We start from the raw sequence: 18571 nt of genomic DNA on the forward strand, positions 1-18571 counted from the left end.
TGTTGTTCTGAGCTGATATTTATTATAATTTATAACACAGTAAGAATTTATTTAAATTATTAATTAATAGAGGTTTTATATGAAATATAAAAAAATAAGTATTAATTTAAAATTAAAAAGAAAAAGTGGTATTTTGCTTAACATAAGCTCTTTACCATCTAAATATGGCATTGGAGATTTAGGCAAAGGAGCTTATAAATTTATAGATTTTTTGTTTGCATCTTCTCAAAGTTATTGGCAAATGTTTGCTTATTCTCCTATTGATTTTACAAGATCTCCCCCCTATTCAATTTTTTCAGCTTTTGCTGGCAATGTTTATTATATTGATTTAGAATCCCTTGACAAATTTATAGATTCAGATTTGAGCCTTTTAAAGGAAAATGAAACCAGATATTCTGATTTAAAAAAGTTAAGTTTTAAAGATAAATTTCTTAAAGAAGCTGCTTTAAATTTTATTAATAGAGCTTCGGCCGATGAGGTTAGAAGCTTTGAAAAATTTAAAAAAAAGTCTTCTTATTGGCTTTTAGATTTTGCAAGTTTTGTTGCATTTAAAGAATATTTTTTTAAAGAGTCAAAGAATACTTTTAATGTTCTTTTTGATAGAGGAATTCTTAAAAGAAATGAAAAAGATTTATTTAAATTGAGAAATATCCTTTCAAAAGAGGTTAAAGTGCAAGAGGTGTTGCAGTATTTCTTTTTTTCACAATTTCAAGCTTTAAAGCGCTATGCAAATGATAAGGGGATTGAGCTAGTTATTAATGTGCCTTTTTTTATAGCATATGATTCTGCTGACGTTTGGGCACACCAAAAATATTTTAAGCTAAGATTTGATGCAAGCAAAGATAAGGTTGCAGGAATTTCTCCAGATTATTTTTTAGAACAAGAGCAAGCTTGGGATAGTGCAGCTTATAGCTGGAATGTTTTAAAGAAATTTAAGTATGAATGGTGGGCAAAAAGGATTGGAGTTTTAAGAAAGTATGCAGATATAATTAAAATTGATCATTTCAGAGGTTTTGTTTCTACTTGGGAAGTTAGTGCGGGTGAGACTTATGCTTTTAATGGGTTATGGGTAAAGTCACCAGGACGAGATTTTTTCAATTTTATTTTAAATGAAATTAAAGATTTAAAAATTTGGGTTGAAGATTTTGAAAATGATCTTGAAGATGTTTCAAGACTAAGAGATTTTTTTAATTTTCCAGGAATGAAAATAATGAAACTTGCCTTTGATTTTGATTCAGGTAATCAAAATCTTCCTCATAATTATATTAAAAATTGTATAGTTTACACAGGAAGTGGTGATAATGATACAATACGAGAATTTGTTAACTCTTTAGATGATTTGCATAAAAAGTACATTTTTGATTATTTAAATACAAATGAAAATTTTGTTGTTTGGGACATGATAAGAGGTGCTATGGGTAGTGTTTCTGATAATGTAATAGTGCCAATGCAAGATTATATTAATTTAGAAGACGAATTTAAGGCAAATATCCAAAAAAATACTTTAGATAATTGTATTTTTAGATTATTAGAAAGTGATTTAGATACTGCTTTGAGTCAAAATATAAGTTTTATTACAAGGCTTTATGGCAGGGCTTAAGATTTTTAAGAGCAAAGTTGTTCTAAAGTTTAAGTAATTTTGAATTTAATTGAGATCCAATTGTTCAAATAAAAATCACTATTATTTAATATTTTTTGATTTGCAAGTATCATGTATTAATGTATATGAAAATTTTTGTCTATTGGGTAGTTATTTTCTTTTTTTTTGTTTTTAAAGTTTTTAGTATATATTCATTAACCGATGAAGAATTTTTTAAAAAATATAGTTTATTTTTTGTTCATAAAGGATTTTTAAGTAAAAATGTTAATGGGAAAATAACCAAAGTTCAAGTTAATGGGATAAATTCTAGGTGGATTTACCCTTTTCATAAGCTTGTTCCTAGTCGAATTACTTCTATTTATGAAGATGTTTATTCTGCAAATTCATTTTTGACTACAAGCAACAATCTTTACGTTTCTTATGATTATTCAAAAAATTTTAGAAAATTGGTGGGAATTGATAAATTTAATAGCAGTGCGTATATTACATCTAGCGCCTTTTCTCAAGGAGAGTATAAGCGTATTGCTATTGGAACTGCGATTCATGGTATTTATCTTAGTGTTAATGGAGCTATTAGTTTTAAAAATTTAAATCGTTTAATTCCGCAGATTTATTTAGGTGCAGGGTATTACGATATTATTAGTGCTATTGAATTTTCAAAAGAAGAGACAAATAATTTATATTTTTCTTCTGGAGTTTATGGAGATATTTTTTTAATTAGTCAAAAAAGTGGATTTATTAAAAAAATTTCTTTTCCCTTTAAAAAGCAAATAATACGTATTTTAGACTTATCTAGCAAGAATTTAGAAAAAATTTTAGTCAGAACGTATGACAACCATTTTTATTCTTATATCAATGGGCAATGGGCATTTATTGGAAAATTATCTTTACAGGATCAGAATTTTTTTGAAAAATCACAAAGGATGCAGCTTGCTAAAAATAAAGGATCTATTTATTTAACAGCATATACATTGCGTAATAAGAGGGCAGTTGATGAAAGATTTAAATTTATTAAAGATTCTGGTATGAATGCCGTTGTAATTGATTTTAAAGATGATAATGGTAATTTGACTTATTCTAGCAAGCTTTCTTTACCCAATAAGTTGAAATCTGTTAAAAACTTAATTGATGTTCCTTATATTCTTAAAAAAGCCAAAGAGCTTGGAATTTATGTTATTGCTAGATGTGTTGTATTTAAAGATGCAAAATTATATTACTATGATAATTTTAAGCATGCTCTTTGGAATAAAAGAACCAATAAACCCTGGGCCCATTTTGTTAAAAAAGTTGATTCTAGTGGTCTTGTGAATTATGTACAAGTAGAGCATTGGGTAGATATTTTTTCTCCTGCTACTTGGGAGTACAATATTTCTATTGCAAGAGAAATTCAATCTTTTGGAGTTGACGAGATACAGTTTGATTATATTAGATTTCCATCAGATGGGCCTGTTTCTCTTGCAATTTCAAGAATAAATAAGTATGAGATGCAACCCGTTGATGCTCTTGAATCTTTTTTAATTATGGTAAGAGAACAGCTTTATGTTCCTATTTCTGTTGATATTTATGGGTATAATGGCTGGTTTCCTACCAATAGTATTGGTCAAAATATTTCAATGTTATCAGATTATGTTGACGTTATATCTCCTATGTTTTATCCTTCACATTATACTGATGATTTTTTGCCAAGCAATTTTTATTATACAAAAAGAGCCTATAGGATTTATAAAGAGGGAAGTGATAGAGCGCTTGCTTTTTCTTTAGATGGGGTTGTTATTAGGCCTTATGTTCAAGCTTTTTTATTGGGAAAAGAAAGATTTGTGGATGACGAGATTTATTTGAAGTATTTAAAATTTCAGCTTAAAGGAATCAAAGAGTCATTTGGTAGTGGCTTTAGCCTTTGGAATGCGTCTAATGTTTATTATATGATTAAAGGCAGTTTAAAAGAATATTTAGATTCTTTTTAATTGTTGTTTCTTGTAAAAGGAGATTCATTTGGAACATTTAATTCAATTTTTTTACGTAGGATTTGGAATTTTTTTATTGTATCTTGGTGGTGATTTACTTTTAAAAAGTTCAGTTAGCATTGCTACTTATTTGAAAGTTCCAACACTTTTAATAGGAGTTACAATAGTATCTTTTTCAACAAGTGCTCCAGAGCTTTTTACAAGTTTGGTGGCGGCTTTTAAGGGTAAAAACGAAATTGTTGTTTCTAATGTTATTGGTAGCAATATTATTAATATGTTGCTTGCTCTGCCTTTAGCAGGATTCTTTTTAAAGATTAAGGCAGATTTTAAAAGACTTAAACTTTCTTTTATGTTTCTGTTTTTATTAATGTTTCTTCTTTTGTTGCTTTCATTTGATTTTAGATCTTACTCTTTTTTTGTAACACCTTATAATCGTTTTAGCTCATTTAGTATCTTAATTTTGTTTTTATCCTATCTATTACTTTTTTATAAAGAAGAAAAAGCGCATGCCAGCTTGGAAAATTCTTTTCAAGAGGGTGTAAGTAATTTAAATCAGAGTTTTATCTTTATATTTTTTAATTTATTAAGTTTTGTTATTAGCATGTATTTTCTTTATTTGGGATCGAAATTATTGGTAGATGGAGCTCTTTACATTGCCAACAATGTTTTTAATGTTAGTGAAAAGTTGATTGGGATTATACTTGTAGCTTTTGGGACAAGTGTTCCTGAGCTTGTTGTATCTTTTTTTGCAATAATTAGAAAAGAATCAGACATCGCATTTGGCAACATTATTGGTAGTAATATTTTTAATATCGGGTTTATTTTAGCTGGTAGTAGTTTTTTTAGGCCTATCTTGTTGCAAGATATTTATATTTTAGATTTTGGTATAATGGTATTTATAACTTTAGTTTTATTTTTAGTGGTTGAATTTAAAGGTATTTTTAGTAGAGGCATTTCTTTAATTTTTTTGCTTTTATATCTTTTATATAATTTAATGTTATTTAATTTTTATTGATTATTTGAACTTAATTTTGACTTATTGATATATTATTAATGTAATATGCTTTATTATTTAGATATAATATAAGGGAAAATATGAAAAAATTACCAGAAATTTTTTATATGAGTAGCAAAGAAGTAGATATTTTGATTTCTCAACTAGGAATATCTTCTGATACCCAAAAATCAATTTTGAAAATTATTTTATCTTATAAAAAGGAATCTATAGATTATTCTTCTTTTATAGAAGAGCATTCTGTAAGAATACGAGGTTTAAAAGGAGAGCTTGATTTTTTATTTCGCAAACTTTATGAAGTTAAAAGGGGAATAGTTACCAATAAAATAGCAACCGATGGAGAATTTTTGCCAGACAGCATAATTTTGACCGATGAGGCTAGTTATGATTTTTATTATTATTCTATTGATGATTTATTTTTGAAAACTTATATAGGAATAGAGCTTTTTAGTTCTTTGCTTACTGTTAAGAATATAGAATCTAGTTTGTTAGTTTTTAAGAATGAATTTATAACTATTGCAGATTCAGATATTAACTATAAATTTTTTGAAACAAAATCGCAATTGAAAGAAATATTAGTTTGGAAATCGTTGATAATTCCATCAAGCAGGGCTTTATATTTCATTGAGTTTGTTAAAAAAATATTTTTTAATATTGCTTCTAATAATGTTGTAAAAGATGTTTTCGTGAGAATAAAAGGATTAAAGCTTATTGATTATGAGAAAACTTTAGAAGAGGGCAAGAATATTATTGGTGCTATTTCCAAGATTCTCTCTGGTATAGTTGAAATCAAGGATGAAGTTCTTGTTAAGAAAGGAATTACTTTCTCAAAGAATTATTTTGTTTTTTTGGAGTTTCTTAATCTTTTTATTAAAAATGAAAAAGACTTAGAGGAGCTTAAGGCTATAGAAGCTATTAAAATTGATGAATCTTTAAAAGCAATTGAAAAGACTTTAGAGTTTAAAAAAGGTTCAATTGACACAGAAGAGTTTTTAGGGATTTTAAAAGTTTATTCTGAAGGGCTAAACGATCCTAAAAATTTTTTGTTAGTTGCTAATATGTACTTTTTTGAATCTAAAATTCATGATATTTTGCCAAAAATATTTCAAGTAAAAGAAAATTTTTATTTGTACAAGCCTTTTGCATATGAATTTTTTCTAGAAGAATATGAAAAGGTTTTGCGATTTCTTAATAGTGAATTGAAGGCTAGTATATTTAAAATTCTTAGTTTTGGAGATGATTCTTCTTCTATTTTCACGGAAGAAGGCTTAGAAGAAGTTCTCAGTAGATTAGTATCTAGATATATTATGAATGAGTATTGCTTAAAAAATAAAGTTAAGTTTCTTGACCTTATTGTTTCTCATTACAGGAGAATTTGTAAAACACAAAGTGTTCAGGCTCATCTTAAAGATTTGATTAAAGTTGAAGCAGCAAAATATTTTAAGAATAGTAATGAACTTTTGCCCTTATATAAAATATATAAACTTGATTTGTACTCGATTTTGAATGCTGCTTATAAAGAATTAAGTTTATTTAAAAGAATTGTTTTGTTTTTAACAGGCAAGCATCAAAGCTATAAAGAGGCTTTATCTAGATTAGATTTTAGAGCTGGTTTGAATAAAAGTGGAAGCGGTCTTTTTGATTCCAATGAAAGAGTTAAAAGACAATTGGAAAAAATTAGAAAACAAAGAGAGGAAATAAAAGAACAAGTTAGGAATTCTTTCCCCAAAAAAGGCACGGTGTCCAAGCAAGTAGCAAATAAGAGCTATACAAAACAAGAGCAAGATGAAGCCTGGGTCAAATTTAGTGATAGGATACAAAAAAAATAGCGTTTATAAGTAAGTGGATTTATTTTTTAAAATAAATCCCTTGGTTTTCTTGCTGTATTTTTTGACGTTTGACATTCTGCGTAATGCTTTATTTTTCCATTTTCAAATTTTGATTTCATTATAATTTTTCCTCCCCATCGACTTATTAGTTCTTTTGAACCCACTCTTTGAGCGTTTTTAGAAATTTTAGCCATTTTAAGCTCCTTTTGATAGATTTATTGTATAATAAAATCTATCAAAATAGGGTTGATTTATCAAGGAATTTATTCATGTTATTTATAATATTTTTTATTAGTGCTCCTCTTTTTTCAAAAGAAGTTTACTATAGATTTGCAGATTATTCTGTTAATTACAGTATAGTGGGTAAATATGAGATTACAAAAGAAGAGTCTGAGGAAGAGTACGGATATAAATTTACTTATGATCGAAACAATAATCTTATTTTAGTTGATTATATTGGTAAGCTTAGTATTTTAATGTCTTCTTTTTTTAATGCAAACCAAATTAAAATAGAAAGATCCAAGAGCAGTGAAAGGCGGATATTTCTAAATAGGGGACTTGCTTTTAAAAACAATAATGGTGTTTATATTGAACATATAGAATATATGAGTGATGGTAGGATTAAAAATATTTTTAATTATAATAGATCTAATGGAATGGTTAGAGATAATTATGGTGTTTCTTATTATCATTTTTTATACGACAATGAAAGAGAGTTTAGTGTTTACAGATTTAATGAATCAGGGATTCAAATCAAAGATTTAAATAATGTGTATTTTACAAAAATCAGCTATGATCATACTAAATTTGTTAAAACGGTTTTGTATTATGATGAGAATGGTTATATTGTAAGATCAAAAAATGGCACTTGTGGTTTTAGATTAACTTATGATACTAATCATAATCTTATTAAAGAGGAATATCTTGACAAATCGGCTTATGTCGTTTCAAATCCATTTTCTGTAGCTACTAAAATATATCACTATGATGTTGATGGAAAAGTTATTGAGATTTTAAATTATGATATTAATAACAACTTGACTCCTGATGAAAATAATGTAGCAATTTATCGTTATGAATATTATTTTAAAGATAAAGATTGCTATTACAAGGAATATAATTATGACAATAATAATAATTTAACAATCAGTCAAAATGGGTATGCCATGAAGAAGACTATTTTTTATATTCAGAATAATGAAAAAAGGATAATAAATTACAGTAATAAGATCAATAAAAACTATAATAGAGATATTCCGACTGTTTATGAGGAAAAGTATGAAATAATGGATAATTTTAAAGGCATTGCTATTTATAGTTATAAATATAATGATAATTTTTATTTAATAGAAAATATTTTTTTTGATAAAAATTTTAATTTAATAGCTGATGTTAAAGGTGTGATGATTTATAGATACTCTTACGACAAAGAAGGATTTTTGATTGCTCAAGAACATTTTGGTGGAGATTTTGTTAATCCAATAGATGATTTTGAAGGAGTTTCAAAGTATAAATTTAGTTACGATTCTAATGGCAATATGATTTCAAAGAAAAATTATTCTAAGGATGGGGTTTTGGTTGCTGATTGTAATTTTGTTTTTGAGTATTTATATGAATATGATAAACAAAATAGGCTTATTTCCCAAAAAAATTTTGGTAGCTTAGGACAATTGCAAGACGATATTCATGGAGTTAGTGTTTATAAATATGAATACAATAAATTTGGGAAAATATCAAAGCAATCTAATCATGGTCCAGATTTGAGATTAAGAGATGATGTTGGGGGATTTTCAATTTATAAGTGGATTTATGATTCTAGAGGCAATTTAATAGATTTCCAAAAATTTGATTCTTTGGGCAATTTAATCTAAATATTTTTTTTTCTCGTATTTTCCTATATTACATAATAATTCATAATGACTTCTTTTAGAAAATTTACTCATTTCATCTATACTTAATTTTTCTGATACAATTTCTGCTTTTGAACCCGTTTTAACTTTTAGGTCTTTAGGAATTTCCACTATTGTTAAATTCATGCAAACTTTTCCTCTTATTTTACATTTTTTATTGTTTATTAAAAAATAAAAATCATTACTTATATTTTGAGGTATTCCATCAAAATATCCGATTGGAATAATTCCTATTTTTATATCTTCTTTGGCTTGAAATATGCCTGAATATGAAATTTTTTCACCTTTTTTTACATTTTTGATAAATATTACTTTTGAAAATAAACTTAATACAGGCTTAAAATTTAAAGCAGGTTTTTTATTTTTTAGCGATTGACAGTAACCGTAAAGAATAAGACCAGGTCTTACCATATTGAATTGTGGACTTATTTTGTAGTTAATAATGTGTCCTGAATTAGAAATATGAACAAATTTGGGATGAATATTTTTTTGTTTTAGAGTTTCTAAAAAAAATAAGAATTGCTCTATTTGTTTTTGAGTGATTTTAAAGTTTTTTGTTGATGGGAGATGCGAGCATATCCCTTCTAGTTCTAAAAATTCTGAATTTTGAATATACGTGGCTATTTCAAGAGCATCATCTATTTTTATTCCATATCTATTCATTCCAATATCAATTTTTAAGTGGACTTTTATTTTATTTTTTTGCAATGCGCATTCTTTTTCTATTAAAAATAGATATTCAAAATCAGCAACAAATGGTACTAAATCAAGTTTAATTAAATTTTTAATTTCTTTTTGATCCACTTTAATGTACATCAATATTTTTATATTTTTATCAATTTTTTTAAGTATTTTAGCGTCTTCAATATTAGAAAGTCCAAAATACTTTATTTTTTTTGATTTTAAAAATTTAAATATGTTTATAAGCCCATGACCATATGCGTCACCTTTTAGGGTGGCCACTATTTCTTTTTCGCCAATTTTATTTTTAATTAAATTTAAGTTATGTTCTAAATTATTTAAATTTATTATTATTGTTTTGTTACTACCCATTGTTTTATTATTATATATTTAGCGTCCTTAGAAAAGTAAAAATCTTTTTTCTATTAATTTGTAGTTTATTCCATAACTACTGGTATTGGGAATTTATTTATTTGATTGTTTTTAAAATGTAATCTCAATTTTTTTTGAAAATCATTATATATTTTAGGGTTAATTCTAATTTCGTATATTTTAGTTTCTTTATTTATATTATTTTCTACTGTTATTGCTGCTAAAATATAATACCAGTTGTTATCTTTGTAATATTCTGCAATTGTTTTTGAAAGAGATTCAGTTCTTAATGTGCCAAATGAATAAGCATCTTTTGCGAGCTCTTTTTTTGATTGCTGTTTTCCACTAGTAAGATTACTTATTCGATTAATAAAATTGCCTTTATCTGGACTTAAAAATTCTAATTTTGTGATTTTGTATTTCTTGGAAGCTTCTTTTGATAGATCAAATGAAATAATAGCAGAAGATCCAATTTTTGAAAATACATTTATAAATGAATAACTAATTCCATCAAGTTCTTTTATTGGATCTCCATTTAAATCTACTAATTCTATGTAAGGTTGGCTGATGGCGACATCAACAGATGTAAGTAAAAAACTTTGTTTTAGTTTTTTAATTTCTGTTTTTATATTTTCTTTTACAATATAATTTTCATTTTCGAAGATATTAATTTTGTTTTCAGAAAAAATATTTTTAGCTAAAGAAAGAATTATCACGGTTAAAATAAATTTTTTAATGCTCATAAGATGTTTCCTTTTAATTGTATTTATATATCTTCAAATAAATCTCCAGCTATGTCTTTTAATATAAAATTTTCTTTTAGTACTTCTTTTAAAAATTCAATAATTAATTTTGAATTAAGAGAAATTTTATAAATTTTAGTTTTTTTAGTAAGTTTATTTTTGACAGTTAAATCTGCAAGCATATAATTCCAATGACCATTTTTATATGTTAATTTAAAGGCATTTTTTATCTCATCGCTCATCAATATTCCAAATGGGTATGCAGTAATATATCCTTCTTCTTGTGAATTTTCAACAGCTAGAAGCGAATTTTTAAGTTCCAGATTGGAACCAGCTGTTACAAATTTAACATCTTCAATTTCATATTCATCATCTCCATTTTTAGTTGTTTCAAAAAGTATTAATAGTGACGCGTAATAACTATATTTATCATCCATTTTTACAGGAGATATTATATAAGAATATCCAAATTTGTTTTTAAATTCTGGTATTTCTTTTCCATCTTCGCCTAAGATTTTCATTGCTTTTGTTTTTATCCAAGTTACATCATGGTTGCCGTTTATGATTGGCAATTTTTTATTTGAAATTTTGCCTGATATTAAATGCAATTTTTCATCGCCTATTGGTTTTCCAGTTTCGTTTTCTTGCTGTACAGATTGTGGTTTTTTAAAAAAAGCGCAACTCAATATTAATATGGGCAGTATTATTAGTTTTAAATGTTTATATATTCTAAATATCATTATACCTTCTTCCTTTATACCATTTAAAGCCCTTTTTGAGGCGGTAATTAAATTTACATTAAATCATAGTAATAATATAGAATGCTTATATCAAAGTCAATGAACTTTTGGTTTTATTAACAATTGCATCTTTATTTTTAATCTTTCAACATTTTACAATAAAGGTATTTCTGCTGCTAAAAAATGAATTATTCCTATAACAATTGATATAATGCCAATTAGTTGTTGATTGCTTTCAAGTATTGATTTGAATTTTCCATATTTTTTATTATTTTGAACTTCTGTAGGCAATTTTTGGTTTAAAAACAAGATAAATCCGATTAAAAATAAACTTATAGCTGGAATCAAATTTCCAATTATTGGCAATTTGTAGGGTTTGATTATTTCAAGGGTGCTGGTTATTAAAAATAATAATCCAAAAATGCTTTTTACCTTTTTATTGTCGTTTATTAAATTTACAAAATCTTCAAAAATTTTGAAAAAGCTTATTCTTTCTATTAATATTGGAAATGCAAGTATTATTCCCCCTAAGATGTTAAGTGAAACAGATATGAAGTATATTTGTATCATATTTTATCCTCTAGGCTTTATTCTTTTACTATAAAAGACATTATTATTGCCATTACTTTTTAATATTATACTTAATAAACTTTCATTTTGATAGATCATATTAGCATATGTTGTAAAGTTTTTGCTACTTATATAAAGCATATTACTTTCAATTAATCTACTGTCCAGATAAATATCTAGCTTGGCTTTTCCCAGGTTAGAAGTTTTTTTTGTTTTTATGTTTATTCTTAGCGCCAATCTGTTTTTGTCTTGCTTGTAGCTTATTATCATTTTGATATTATTTTTATTATTTTCGTGATTTTGAATTCTAGGAATTAATACAATTTTAAAAAATAAAAGAATTACAACAAAGATTATTCCAATAATGATATGTTTTTTTATTTTTTTTGGTATTCAATTTCTAGTTGTTGATTGCAATTAATCTTTTTCATTGTATTTGCAAATTCAACCTTCTTATAATTATAATTTTAATAATGTATTTAAATTCCACCAGTAAACACTAACACCGGTTTTTCCGCCATAAAGTATGCTAAGTATTCCATCTTTAGATAAACTCTCAGAGAGAAACATTAAATTTGGAGGCTCAATTAAAGCTATTTGTTCTTTAATTAAACCTTTGTTGTCTAATTTCCATATTAAATTGTTAGATAAATTTTTCATATTAGTGGATGCTATTATTTTGTCTTTTTGTATTTTTATAATGTTTATGAAGCTTTCTTGTTTATCATCTAGTAAGTTTTTGGGAAGAGCAATTTTAGTTATCACTTCCAATTCTTTGTTTTTTTTCAAACTCATTTTATAGATGTATTGATCTTTAATTTTAATTCCAAGGTCGTTTATATTTTCATTGTCGCCAATGTTTTCATAGTAAGTAGTTTTTACATAAAGAATTTTTTTATTAACTTCAAAAAAAACCTTGTCTATTGAAATGTTGTATTTTTTCTTTTGATTGTCTATTGTTTTTAGCAGGTTTTTGTTGACGTAAATTTTATAAAGAGGGAAAAATTCTTTATTGTAAGAATATATTATATATCCTTTGCTATATATTGATATTATTGCAATGTTGCCATTTTCATCAACATTAACATCGTAAATTTGTGGAAATGGCGTTCCGTTTAAACCCTCTTGACCTAAAATTTCTACAGTCGAGTTTTTGTTTAGTATTAATATTCTCATAAAGTAGGCAATATTCTCTTTTTGGTTGAATTTTGATTTTTTATTATTTAGTTTATCTGCGACAATAATGAAATCTTTTAGTGGATATATTGCTTGAATTCCTTCAAAATCTATTTTTTTTATTTTTAAATCTAGGTTTGTTTTAAATATTCCATTTTGATATGTTTGTATTAGTTTTCCGTATGAGTTGAAAATCATTAATTTATTTGTTTTTATTTCTGCAATGTACACCAGCCCGTTATACGTTTTGATGTCAAATTTTGAATTTGTGAATTTGTTATTAAGAGGCATTATTGCGCCAGGAAGTGTTCCAAATGGTATTTTGAATTGTTCTTCTCCTAGTTCGTTTAAAGTTTTAGTATTACATGATATAATTTCAAAAAGCAGGCTTAATATAAGAGCTTTATAGTGTTTTTTCATATTTTTATATTATTATTTAAAATGACTTTAAGTCAATTATTTAGGAGAATTAATACCTATCATGTTAAAAGCAGTACTTGAGACAGCTATTGGCTCAAAGAGTATAAGAGATTTAAAAGATTATCTTCCAACTTTAAGAAATATTAATAAACTTGAGCGTTGGGCATTATTGTTGGCAGATGACGATTTTTCAAAGGAGACAGAAAAGCTTAAAGATGAATTAAAATCGGGCAATTCTTTAGATAATATTTTAGAGCGAGCTTTTACTCTGTCTAGAGAAGCTGCTAGAAGGCGTCTTAAAGAAAGGCCTTATGATGTGCAAATCATTGCGGGGCTGGCTCTTCACAAGGGCAAAATAATAGAGATGAAAACAGGAGAAGGAAAAACTCTCTCCTCAGTTCAAGCAGCGTATTTAAATAGTTTGACAGGAGATGGAGTTATTATTGTTACTGTTAATGACTATCTTGCAGAGCGTGATTCTAATTGGATGAAGCCGGTTTTCGATCTTTTAGGTGTTAGCGTGGGGGTTGTTCTATCTAATATGGATTATGAGCTAAGAAAGACTCAGTATGCTAAAGACATTACTTATGTTACAAATAATGAACTTGGATTTGATTATTTAAGAGATAATATGCGTTATGACCTTAATGAAAAATCCTTAAGAAAGTTTAATTATTGTATTATTGATGAAATTGATTCTATTTTGATCGATGAGGCAAGAACCCCTTTAATTATTTCGGGGCCTACTGAAGGTAACACCAATGCTTATCTTGAAGTTAATTCCCTTGTATCTTTTTTAAAAGAATGTTCCAAAGATCCCAAAACAGGCGATTATCCTTTAGAAATAGATGATCTTGATGGTGACTATACTGTTGATGAAAAATCTAAAAGAATTTCTTTTACTGCCAAAGGACTTAATAATCTTGAGCAGCTTTTAGTTTCTAAGGGCATTATTAGTGGATCTATGTATACTGATTCAAATTTTAATTATGTTCATTATATGACTCAAGCCTTAAAAGCACATTTGCTTTTTTTGAAAGATAGAGAATATATTGTTGGTGATTCTGGAGTTGAGATTGTAGATGAATTTACTGGGAGAGTTTTAACAGGACGAAGATATTCAGATGGACTTCATCAAGCTATTGAGGCTAAAGAAGGAGTTAGGGTTGCTAATGAAAATAAGACTATGGCAACTATTACTTTTCAAAATCTATTTAGAATGTTTGATAAGATTTCTGGTATGACAGGTACAGCTGATACAGAAGCTAAGGAATTTCACAAAATATATAATCTTGATGTAGTTGTAGTTCCAACAAACAGATTATTAGCTCGAATAGATGAGGATGATACTATTTATTATACGGAAGAATTTAAATTTAATGCGATTACAGATGAGGTTTATAAAACTTACAAAAAGGGTCAACCGGTTTTAGTGGGAACCGCTTCTATTGAAAAATCTGAGATTTTATCAGCCATGTTTAAAAGTAGGGGGATTAAGCATGAAGTTCTTAATGCGAAAAATCATTCTCGAGAAGCATTTATTATTGCTGAAGCTGGAGCAAAACATGCGGTTACAATAGCAACAAATATGGCTGGTCGTGGTACGGATATTAAACTTGGGGGAAATATTGAGCACAGAGTTAGAAAAAAAATCGGAACTAATGTAAGCCTTGAAGAATTTCAAGAGGCTGTTAAAAATGAGAGAGAAAACTACCTAAAAGACTATAATGAGGTTAAAAGTCTTGGCGGGCTTTATGTTATTGGTAGTGAACGTCACGAATCAAGGCGAATAGACAATCAACTTCGTGGGCGTAGCGGAAGGCAAGGTGATCCTGGGCGTTCAAGATTTTATGTGTCGCTTGAGGACGATTTAATGCGTCTTTTTGCTGGAGACAATCTAAGATCATTAATGGGTAAGCTTGGAATGGCAACAGGAGAGCCTATTACACATTCTCTTTTAACGAAATCTTTGATTAATGCTCAAAAACGAGTAGAAGACAGAAATTTTGAAATTAGAAAGCATTTGTTAGAGTATGACGATGTTATTACAAAACACAGAGATTTTATTTATGCTCAGAGAAACTCTATTCTTGAAGATACAGCCATTAAGGATCGTATTCTTGTTGCTTTAGAAGAATATCTTAGTTTTTTACTTGAAGGGACAAAAGGTAGTACATTTTCAAATGTTTTTTTAAATGAAGTAAATTCAATTTTTGCTTATATGCTTGAGAGTCTTGGCTCTATTGAAAATATTAATTCTCTTGATTTAAAGGCTAAGTTAATGCAAATAGCAAAGTCAAATTTAGATGAAAAAGAAAATTTGATTGGTAGGGATCTTTTTAATGGATTTTTAAGATATGAATATTTGAAAAATATTGATTTTAAATTTCAAGAACATCTTGCAAATTTAGACTCTTTAAGAGAGGCTGTTTATTTAAGGTCTTATGCTAATAAAAATCCAATTACAGAATACAAAGAAGAGGGATTTTCAATATTTAGCGAGCTTATTAAAGATATTAAAGTTTCTACCATAAGACGTGTTCTTCAGTTAAAATTAGATAGCAATTCTTCCGATTTTAAATTAACAAAGAAGTCTAGGAATGTTAAACCAATTCATAAAGAACTTTCTGGAATTGTTATTAATGAGGGTAAAAACGTTTCTAATATTCAAGTGGTTAGAAGTTCTCCTAAAATAGGTAGAAATGAGCCTTGTTATTGTGGAAGTGGGAAGAAATATAAAAATTGTCACGGCAAAAGTTAAAACAGGAGGTTTTATGTTTAAGTTGCCAGAACTTGGTTATGATTATGATGCTGTTGAGCCTTATATTGATGCTAAAACTATGGAAATTCATCACAGAAAGCACCATAATGGTTTTGTAATGAATTTGAATTCCATTTTGGAAAAAGTGGGGAAAATTCATTCCACAGATGTGTCAAGCATACTAGAAAATATTCATGATTTTCCAGAAGAATTTCAAACTTTAATACGAAATAATGCTGGAGGCTATTCTAACCACACTTTATATTTTAGAACTTTAAGGCCAGGAAACAAGGATAATCTTTTTGAAAAGTTTAAAGATGATATTAATACAGCTTTTGGAAGCCTAGATGTTCTTAAGGCTAATTTGAAAGATACTGCGATGAAAATTTTTGGAAGTGGTTGGGCTTGGCTAGTATTGTGCCCTGATAGCGGACTTAAGGTTATTTCAATGCCTAATCAAGACAGTCCGTTAATGAAGTCTTATAAACCAATTTTAGGTATTGATGTTTGGGAGCATGCCTATTATCTTAAATATCAAAATAGAAGAATTGAATATGTTGATGCATTTTTAAAGGGGTTGAATTGGGAAGAAGTTTCAAAAATTTACAATGAAGCTAACAATTAGCCTTTATTTTTAGAAAGAGTTTGTTATGAATAATAGTATTTTACTTTAAAATTTTAATTAATTCATTTTAAATCATTATTAAAGCTTTCTCTTTCTATGTCATTAAAGTATTCTACTGTTCCAACTTTTAATTCGTAAGTTGCATTTTTATCAGACACTATGATTGCATTTTTATGTAATTGAAGTGCGCTAATTGTCCACATATGATTAATACCTTTTTCAATAGCGTGCTTTAATGCTCTTGCTTTGCTATGTCCATTTACTATTATTAAAATTTCTTGTGAATCCATAATTGTTCCAACTCCAACGGTTAACGCACTTTTGGGAACTTTGTTCAGATTGCCTTCAAAAAACCTTGAATTAGCAATGATTGTATCTTGGGTTAAAGTTTTAATTCTTGTTCTTGATGTTAAGGAGGAACCTGGTTCGTTAAAAGCAATGTGACCATCAGGTCCGATTCCACCTACAAAAAGCATAATTCCTCCGAAAGATTTGATTTTCTTTTCATACTCTTCACATTCTTTTTCAAGATCTAAAGCATTTCCATTTAGTATATTTATGTTTTCTTTTTTGATATCAATGTGAGAAAAAAAAAATTTCCACATAAATGAATGGTAACTTTGAGGATGATTTTTTTCAATTCCTATATATTCATCCATGTTAAAAGTTATGACATTTTGAAATGAAATTTTTTTATCTTTATTTAATTCAATTAAATTTTTATACATACCAATTGGAGAACTTCCTGTTGGAAGTCCAAGGATAAATGGCTTTTCTTTTGTTGGAGAAAATTTTTTAATTTTTTGTGCTACATGATTGGCTGCCCACTTTGATATGTCTTCATATGTAGGTCTAATTATTAATCTCATTACTATTTCCTTAAAATGGTTTAAATTTATAGATTGTTAAAAATTATTTTAGATTCTATCATTGTTAACTTCAGATTAAAATCTTTATCTAAGACATTGATGTTTGCATCATATCCGTGACATATTAATCCCTTTTCATCAATATTTAGAATTCTTGTTGGATTGTAGGAGCTTGCTTGAACAGCATCACTTAAACTGTATCCAAATTCTACTAAGTTTTTAAGACCTTGTATCATTGTGAGTGTTGATCCAGCTATTGTGTTGTTTTTTACGCTATGGAATAATCCATCTTCTGCAATATAAACTTCGTCTCCGTTTGCAATTAGTTTTCCACAAGTCTGACAATTTGGAGTAAGTCCATCAGTTACAAGGACTATTTTACTTATATCTTTAAGTTTTCTAAGCATTAAAACTAATTTTGGGTGTATATGGTGGCCATCTGCAATAATTTCACAAGAAACATCGCCGTGTATTAACACCGCTCCTATTGCATTTGGATTTCTGTGATCAAGTTTTGACATTGCGTTGAAAAAATGAGTTGTGTGAAGTATTCCAACTTGAAATCCTTCTATCATATTTTCATATGTTGCATTTGTGTGTCCTGCTTGAAGGTTTATATTGTTTTCAAGGCAAAATATTGCAAGATCTCTCATGCCCTTAAGCTCAGGAGCAACGGTCATTGTACTTATATGTGTTTTTCTTTTGCCGTTTGATCCTGTAAATACTCCACCAGCTGCATCTATTAATTTTTGCATAACTTCAATACTGGGTTCATGAAGATGGGAAACGGGATGGGCTCCATTTTTTTCAGGAGAAAAAAATGGTCCTTCAAGGTGAAGTCCTAAAATTTTAGCTCCCTTTTCTTTACCAATTGCTGCTGTGCAAGCTTTTATTGCTTCAATCATTTCATCTATTGGTCTTGGATAAAGAGTTGGCAAAAATCCTACTACACCGTATTGTGCTAAATGTTCTGACATTTTAAGTATTGATTCTGTTGAACACTGATCTGTCCCATGACCGTGAAATCCATGAATATGATTGTCGTAAAGTCCGGGAGTTATATAATTGCCTTTTGTATCAATCATTTGGTATTCTTCAAGATCCATTTTTTTAAGCCTATCAGACGTTACAATATCAAAAATTTTATTATCCTTAATTAGTACTGCTGAATTATCTATTTTATCGTTCCCAGTTAAAACGGATTTTGAGTTGAATAAGCAAAAATTTGGCATTTTTATGCTCCTTTTAATTTATTTTACTATAAACATTAAATTTTTTTAAAGTTTTTACTTTTTA

Annotated in this window: 15 protein-coding genes and 1 pseudogene; 7 read left to right on the forward strand and 9 right to left on the reverse strand. The window is 27.6% G+C overall.

All coding sequences use genetic code 11. The features are described 5' to 3' along the window. Positions 1 to 79: 79 nt before the first annotated feature. The 4 genes from malQ to LRB30_RS00915 all read left to right on the forward strand — a co-directional run bounded on the left by malQ (position 80) and on the right by LRB30_RS00915 (position 6408). A complete protein-coding gene (gene malQ, locus LRB30_RS00900) occupies positions 80 to 1600 on the forward strand; it encodes a 4-alpha-glucanotransferase (protein ID WP_231018629.1) in 1521 nt (506 codons plus the stop codon). Positions 1601 to 1719: 119 nt separating this feature from the next. Further along, on the forward strand, positions 1720 to 3564 hold the full coding sequence (locus LRB30_RS00905; RefSeq protein ID WP_231014182.1) for a putative glycoside hydrolase: 1845 nt from the start codon (positions 1720 to 1722) through the stop codon (positions 3562 to 3564). A 28-nt stretch (positions 3565 to 3592) separates the two neighbouring features. Then, entirely contained in the window at positions 3593 to 4579 is a 987-nt protein-coding gene (locus tag LRB30_RS00910) for a calcium/sodium antiporter (RefSeq protein ID WP_231014181.1), read from the forward strand. An 80-nt stretch (positions 4580 to 4659) separates the two neighbouring features. Further along, a complete protein-coding gene (locus LRB30_RS00915; RefSeq protein WP_231014179.1) occupies positions 4660 to 6408 on the forward strand; it encodes a hypothetical protein in 1749 nt (582 codons plus the stop codon). Positions 6409 to 6434: 26 nt separating this feature from the next. Here the strand turns inward: LRB30_RS00915 and LRB30_RS00920 are convergent, their stop codons facing one another. Next, complete coding sequence (locus tag LRB30_RS00920; protein WP_002657037.1) at positions 6435 to 6602, reverse strand: hypothetical protein; 168 nt, start codon at positions 6600 to 6602, stop codon at positions 6435 to 6437. Positions 6603 to 6677: 75 nt separating this feature from the next. Between LRB30_RS00920 and LRB30_RS00925 the strand changes: the two genes are divergently transcribed. Further along, on the forward strand, positions 6678 to 8279 hold the full coding sequence (locus tag LRB30_RS00925; protein WP_231018630.1) for a hypothetical protein: 1602 nt from the start codon (positions 6678 to 6680) through the stop codon (positions 8277 to 8279). Here LRB30_RS00925 and alr read toward each other — a convergent pair. The 6 genes and pseudogenes from alr to LRB30_RS00955 form a co-directional block, all read right to left on the reverse strand. Beyond that, positions 8271 to 9389, reverse strand: a complete 1119-nt coding sequence (alr, locus tag LRB30_RS00930) for an alanine racemase (RefSeq protein WP_231018666.1) — start codon at positions 9387 to 9389, stop codon at positions 8271 to 8273. The genes LRB30_RS00925 and alr overlap by 9 nt on opposite strands. A gap of 47 nt (positions 9390 to 9436) precedes the next feature. Next, positions 9437 to 10114: a S2/P23 family protein gene (locus LRB30_RS00935; protein WP_231014177.1), complete on the reverse strand. Its 678-nt coding sequence runs from the start codon at positions 10112 to 10114 to the stop codon at positions 9437 to 9439. A gap of 23 nt (positions 10115 to 10137) precedes the next feature. After that, positions 10138 to 10854: a S2/P23 family protein gene (locus LRB30_RS00940; protein ID WP_231014176.1), complete on the reverse strand. Its 717-nt coding sequence runs from the start codon at positions 10852 to 10854 to the stop codon at positions 10138 to 10140. Positions 10855 to 11007: 153 nt separating this feature from the next. Further along, complete coding sequence (locus LRB30_RS00945) at positions 11008 to 11424, reverse strand: hypothetical protein (protein ID WP_231014175.1); 417 nt, start codon at positions 11422 to 11424, stop codon at positions 11008 to 11010. A 3-nt stretch (positions 11425 to 11427) separates the two neighbouring features. Beyond that, a pseudogene (locus LRB30_RS00950) lies at positions 11428 to 11855 on the reverse strand (hypothetical protein). A gap of 28 nt (positions 11856 to 11883) precedes the next feature. Continuing rightward, positions 11884 to 13020: an LIC_12708 family protein gene (locus LRB30_RS00955; protein ID WP_231018631.1), complete on the reverse strand. Its 1137-nt coding sequence runs from the start codon at positions 13018 to 13020 to the stop codon at positions 11884 to 11886. A gap of 61 nt (positions 13021 to 13081) precedes the next feature. On the opposite strand from LRB30_RS00955, the gene secA reads away from it, so the two are divergent. Then, positions 13082 to 15781, forward strand: coding sequence for a preprotein translocase subunit SecA (secA, locus tag LRB30_RS00960; RefSeq protein ID WP_231014394.1), 2700 nt, complete (start codon positions 13082 to 13084; stop codon positions 15779 to 15781). Positions 15782 to 15794: 13 nt separating this feature from the next. Beyond that, complete coding sequence (locus LRB30_RS00965) at positions 15795 to 16406, forward strand: superoxide dismutase (RefSeq protein WP_231018632.1); 612 nt, start codon at positions 15795 to 15797, stop codon at positions 16404 to 16406. A gap of 62 nt (positions 16407 to 16468) precedes the next feature. Here LRB30_RS00965 and nagB read toward each other — a convergent pair whose 3' ends face one another. Both nagB and nagA read right to left on the reverse strand, forming a co-directional pair. After that, complete coding sequence (gene nagB, locus LRB30_RS00970; RefSeq protein ID WP_231014391.1) at positions 16469 to 17275, reverse strand: glucosamine-6-phosphate deaminase; 807 nt, start codon at positions 17273 to 17275, stop codon at positions 16469 to 16471. 26 nt (positions 17276 to 17301) lie between these two features. Further along, the gene (nagA, locus tag LRB30_RS00975; protein WP_231014390.1) at positions 17302 to 18507 is read right to left on the reverse strand and encodes an N-acetylglucosamine-6-phosphate deacetylase; all 1206 of its coding nucleotides are present in this window, start codon (positions 18505 to 18507) and stop codon (positions 17302 to 17304) included. Between the last annotated feature and the right edge of the window lie 64 nt (positions 18508 to 18571).

Source organism: Borreliella americana (assembly GCF_021043605.1).
GTDB lineage: Bacteria > Spirochaetota > Spirochaetia > Borreliales > Borreliaceae > Borreliella > Borreliella americana.

What these genes read in the sequence shown, in the direction of transcription:
- LRB30_RS00925 (WP_231018630.1), top strand. Translation starts at nt 6,678, where the DNA reads ATGTTATTTATAATATTTTTTATTAGTGCTCCTCTTTTTTCAAAAGAA.
- LRB30_RS00920 (WP_002657037.1), bottom strand. Translation starts at nt 6,602, where the DNA reads ATGGCTAAAATTTCTAAAAACGCTCAAAGAGTGGGTTCAAAAGAACTA.
- LRB30_RS00965 (WP_231018632.1), top strand. Translation starts at nt 15,795, where the DNA reads ATGTTTAAGTTGCCAGAACTTGGTTATGATTATGATGCTGTTGAGCCT.
- nagB (WP_231014391.1), bottom strand. Translation starts at nt 17,275, where the DNA reads ATGAGATTAATAATTAGACCTACATATGAAGACATATCAAAGTGGGCA.
- LRB30_RS00935 (WP_231014177.1), bottom strand. Translation starts at nt 10,114, where the DNA reads ATGAGCATTAAAAAATTTATTTTAACCGTGATAATTCTTTCTTTAGCT.
- LRB30_RS00905 (WP_231014182.1), top strand. Translation starts at nt 1,720, where the DNA reads ATGTATATGAAAATTTTTGTCTATTGGGTAGTTATTTTCTTTTTTTTT.
- LRB30_RS00940 (WP_231014176.1), bottom strand. Translation starts at nt 10,854, where the DNA reads ATGATATTTAGAATATATAAACATTTAAAACTAATAATACTGCCCATA.
- LRB30_RS00945 (WP_231014175.1), bottom strand. Translation starts at nt 11,424, where the DNA reads ATGATACAAATATACTTCATATCTGTTTCACTTAACATCTTAGGGGGA.
- LRB30_RS00955 (WP_231018631.1), bottom strand. Translation starts at nt 13,020, where the DNA reads ATGAAAAAACACTATAAAGCTCTTATATTAAGCCTGCTTTTTGAAATT.
- LRB30_RS00915 (WP_231014179.1), top strand. Translation starts at nt 4,660, where the DNA reads ATGAAAAAATTACCAGAAATTTTTTATATGAGTAGCAAAGAAGTAGAT.
- nagA (WP_231014390.1), bottom strand. Translation starts at nt 18,507, where the DNA reads ATGCCAAATTTTTGCTTATTCAACTCAAAATCCGTTTTAACTGGGAAC.
- secA (WP_231014394.1), top strand. Translation starts at nt 13,082, where the DNA reads ATGTTAAAAGCAGTACTTGAGACAGCTATTGGCTCAAAGAGTATAAGA.
- malQ (WP_231018629.1), top strand. Translation starts at nt 80, where the DNA reads ATGAAATATAAAAAAATAAGTATTAATTTAAAATTAAAAAGAAAAAGT.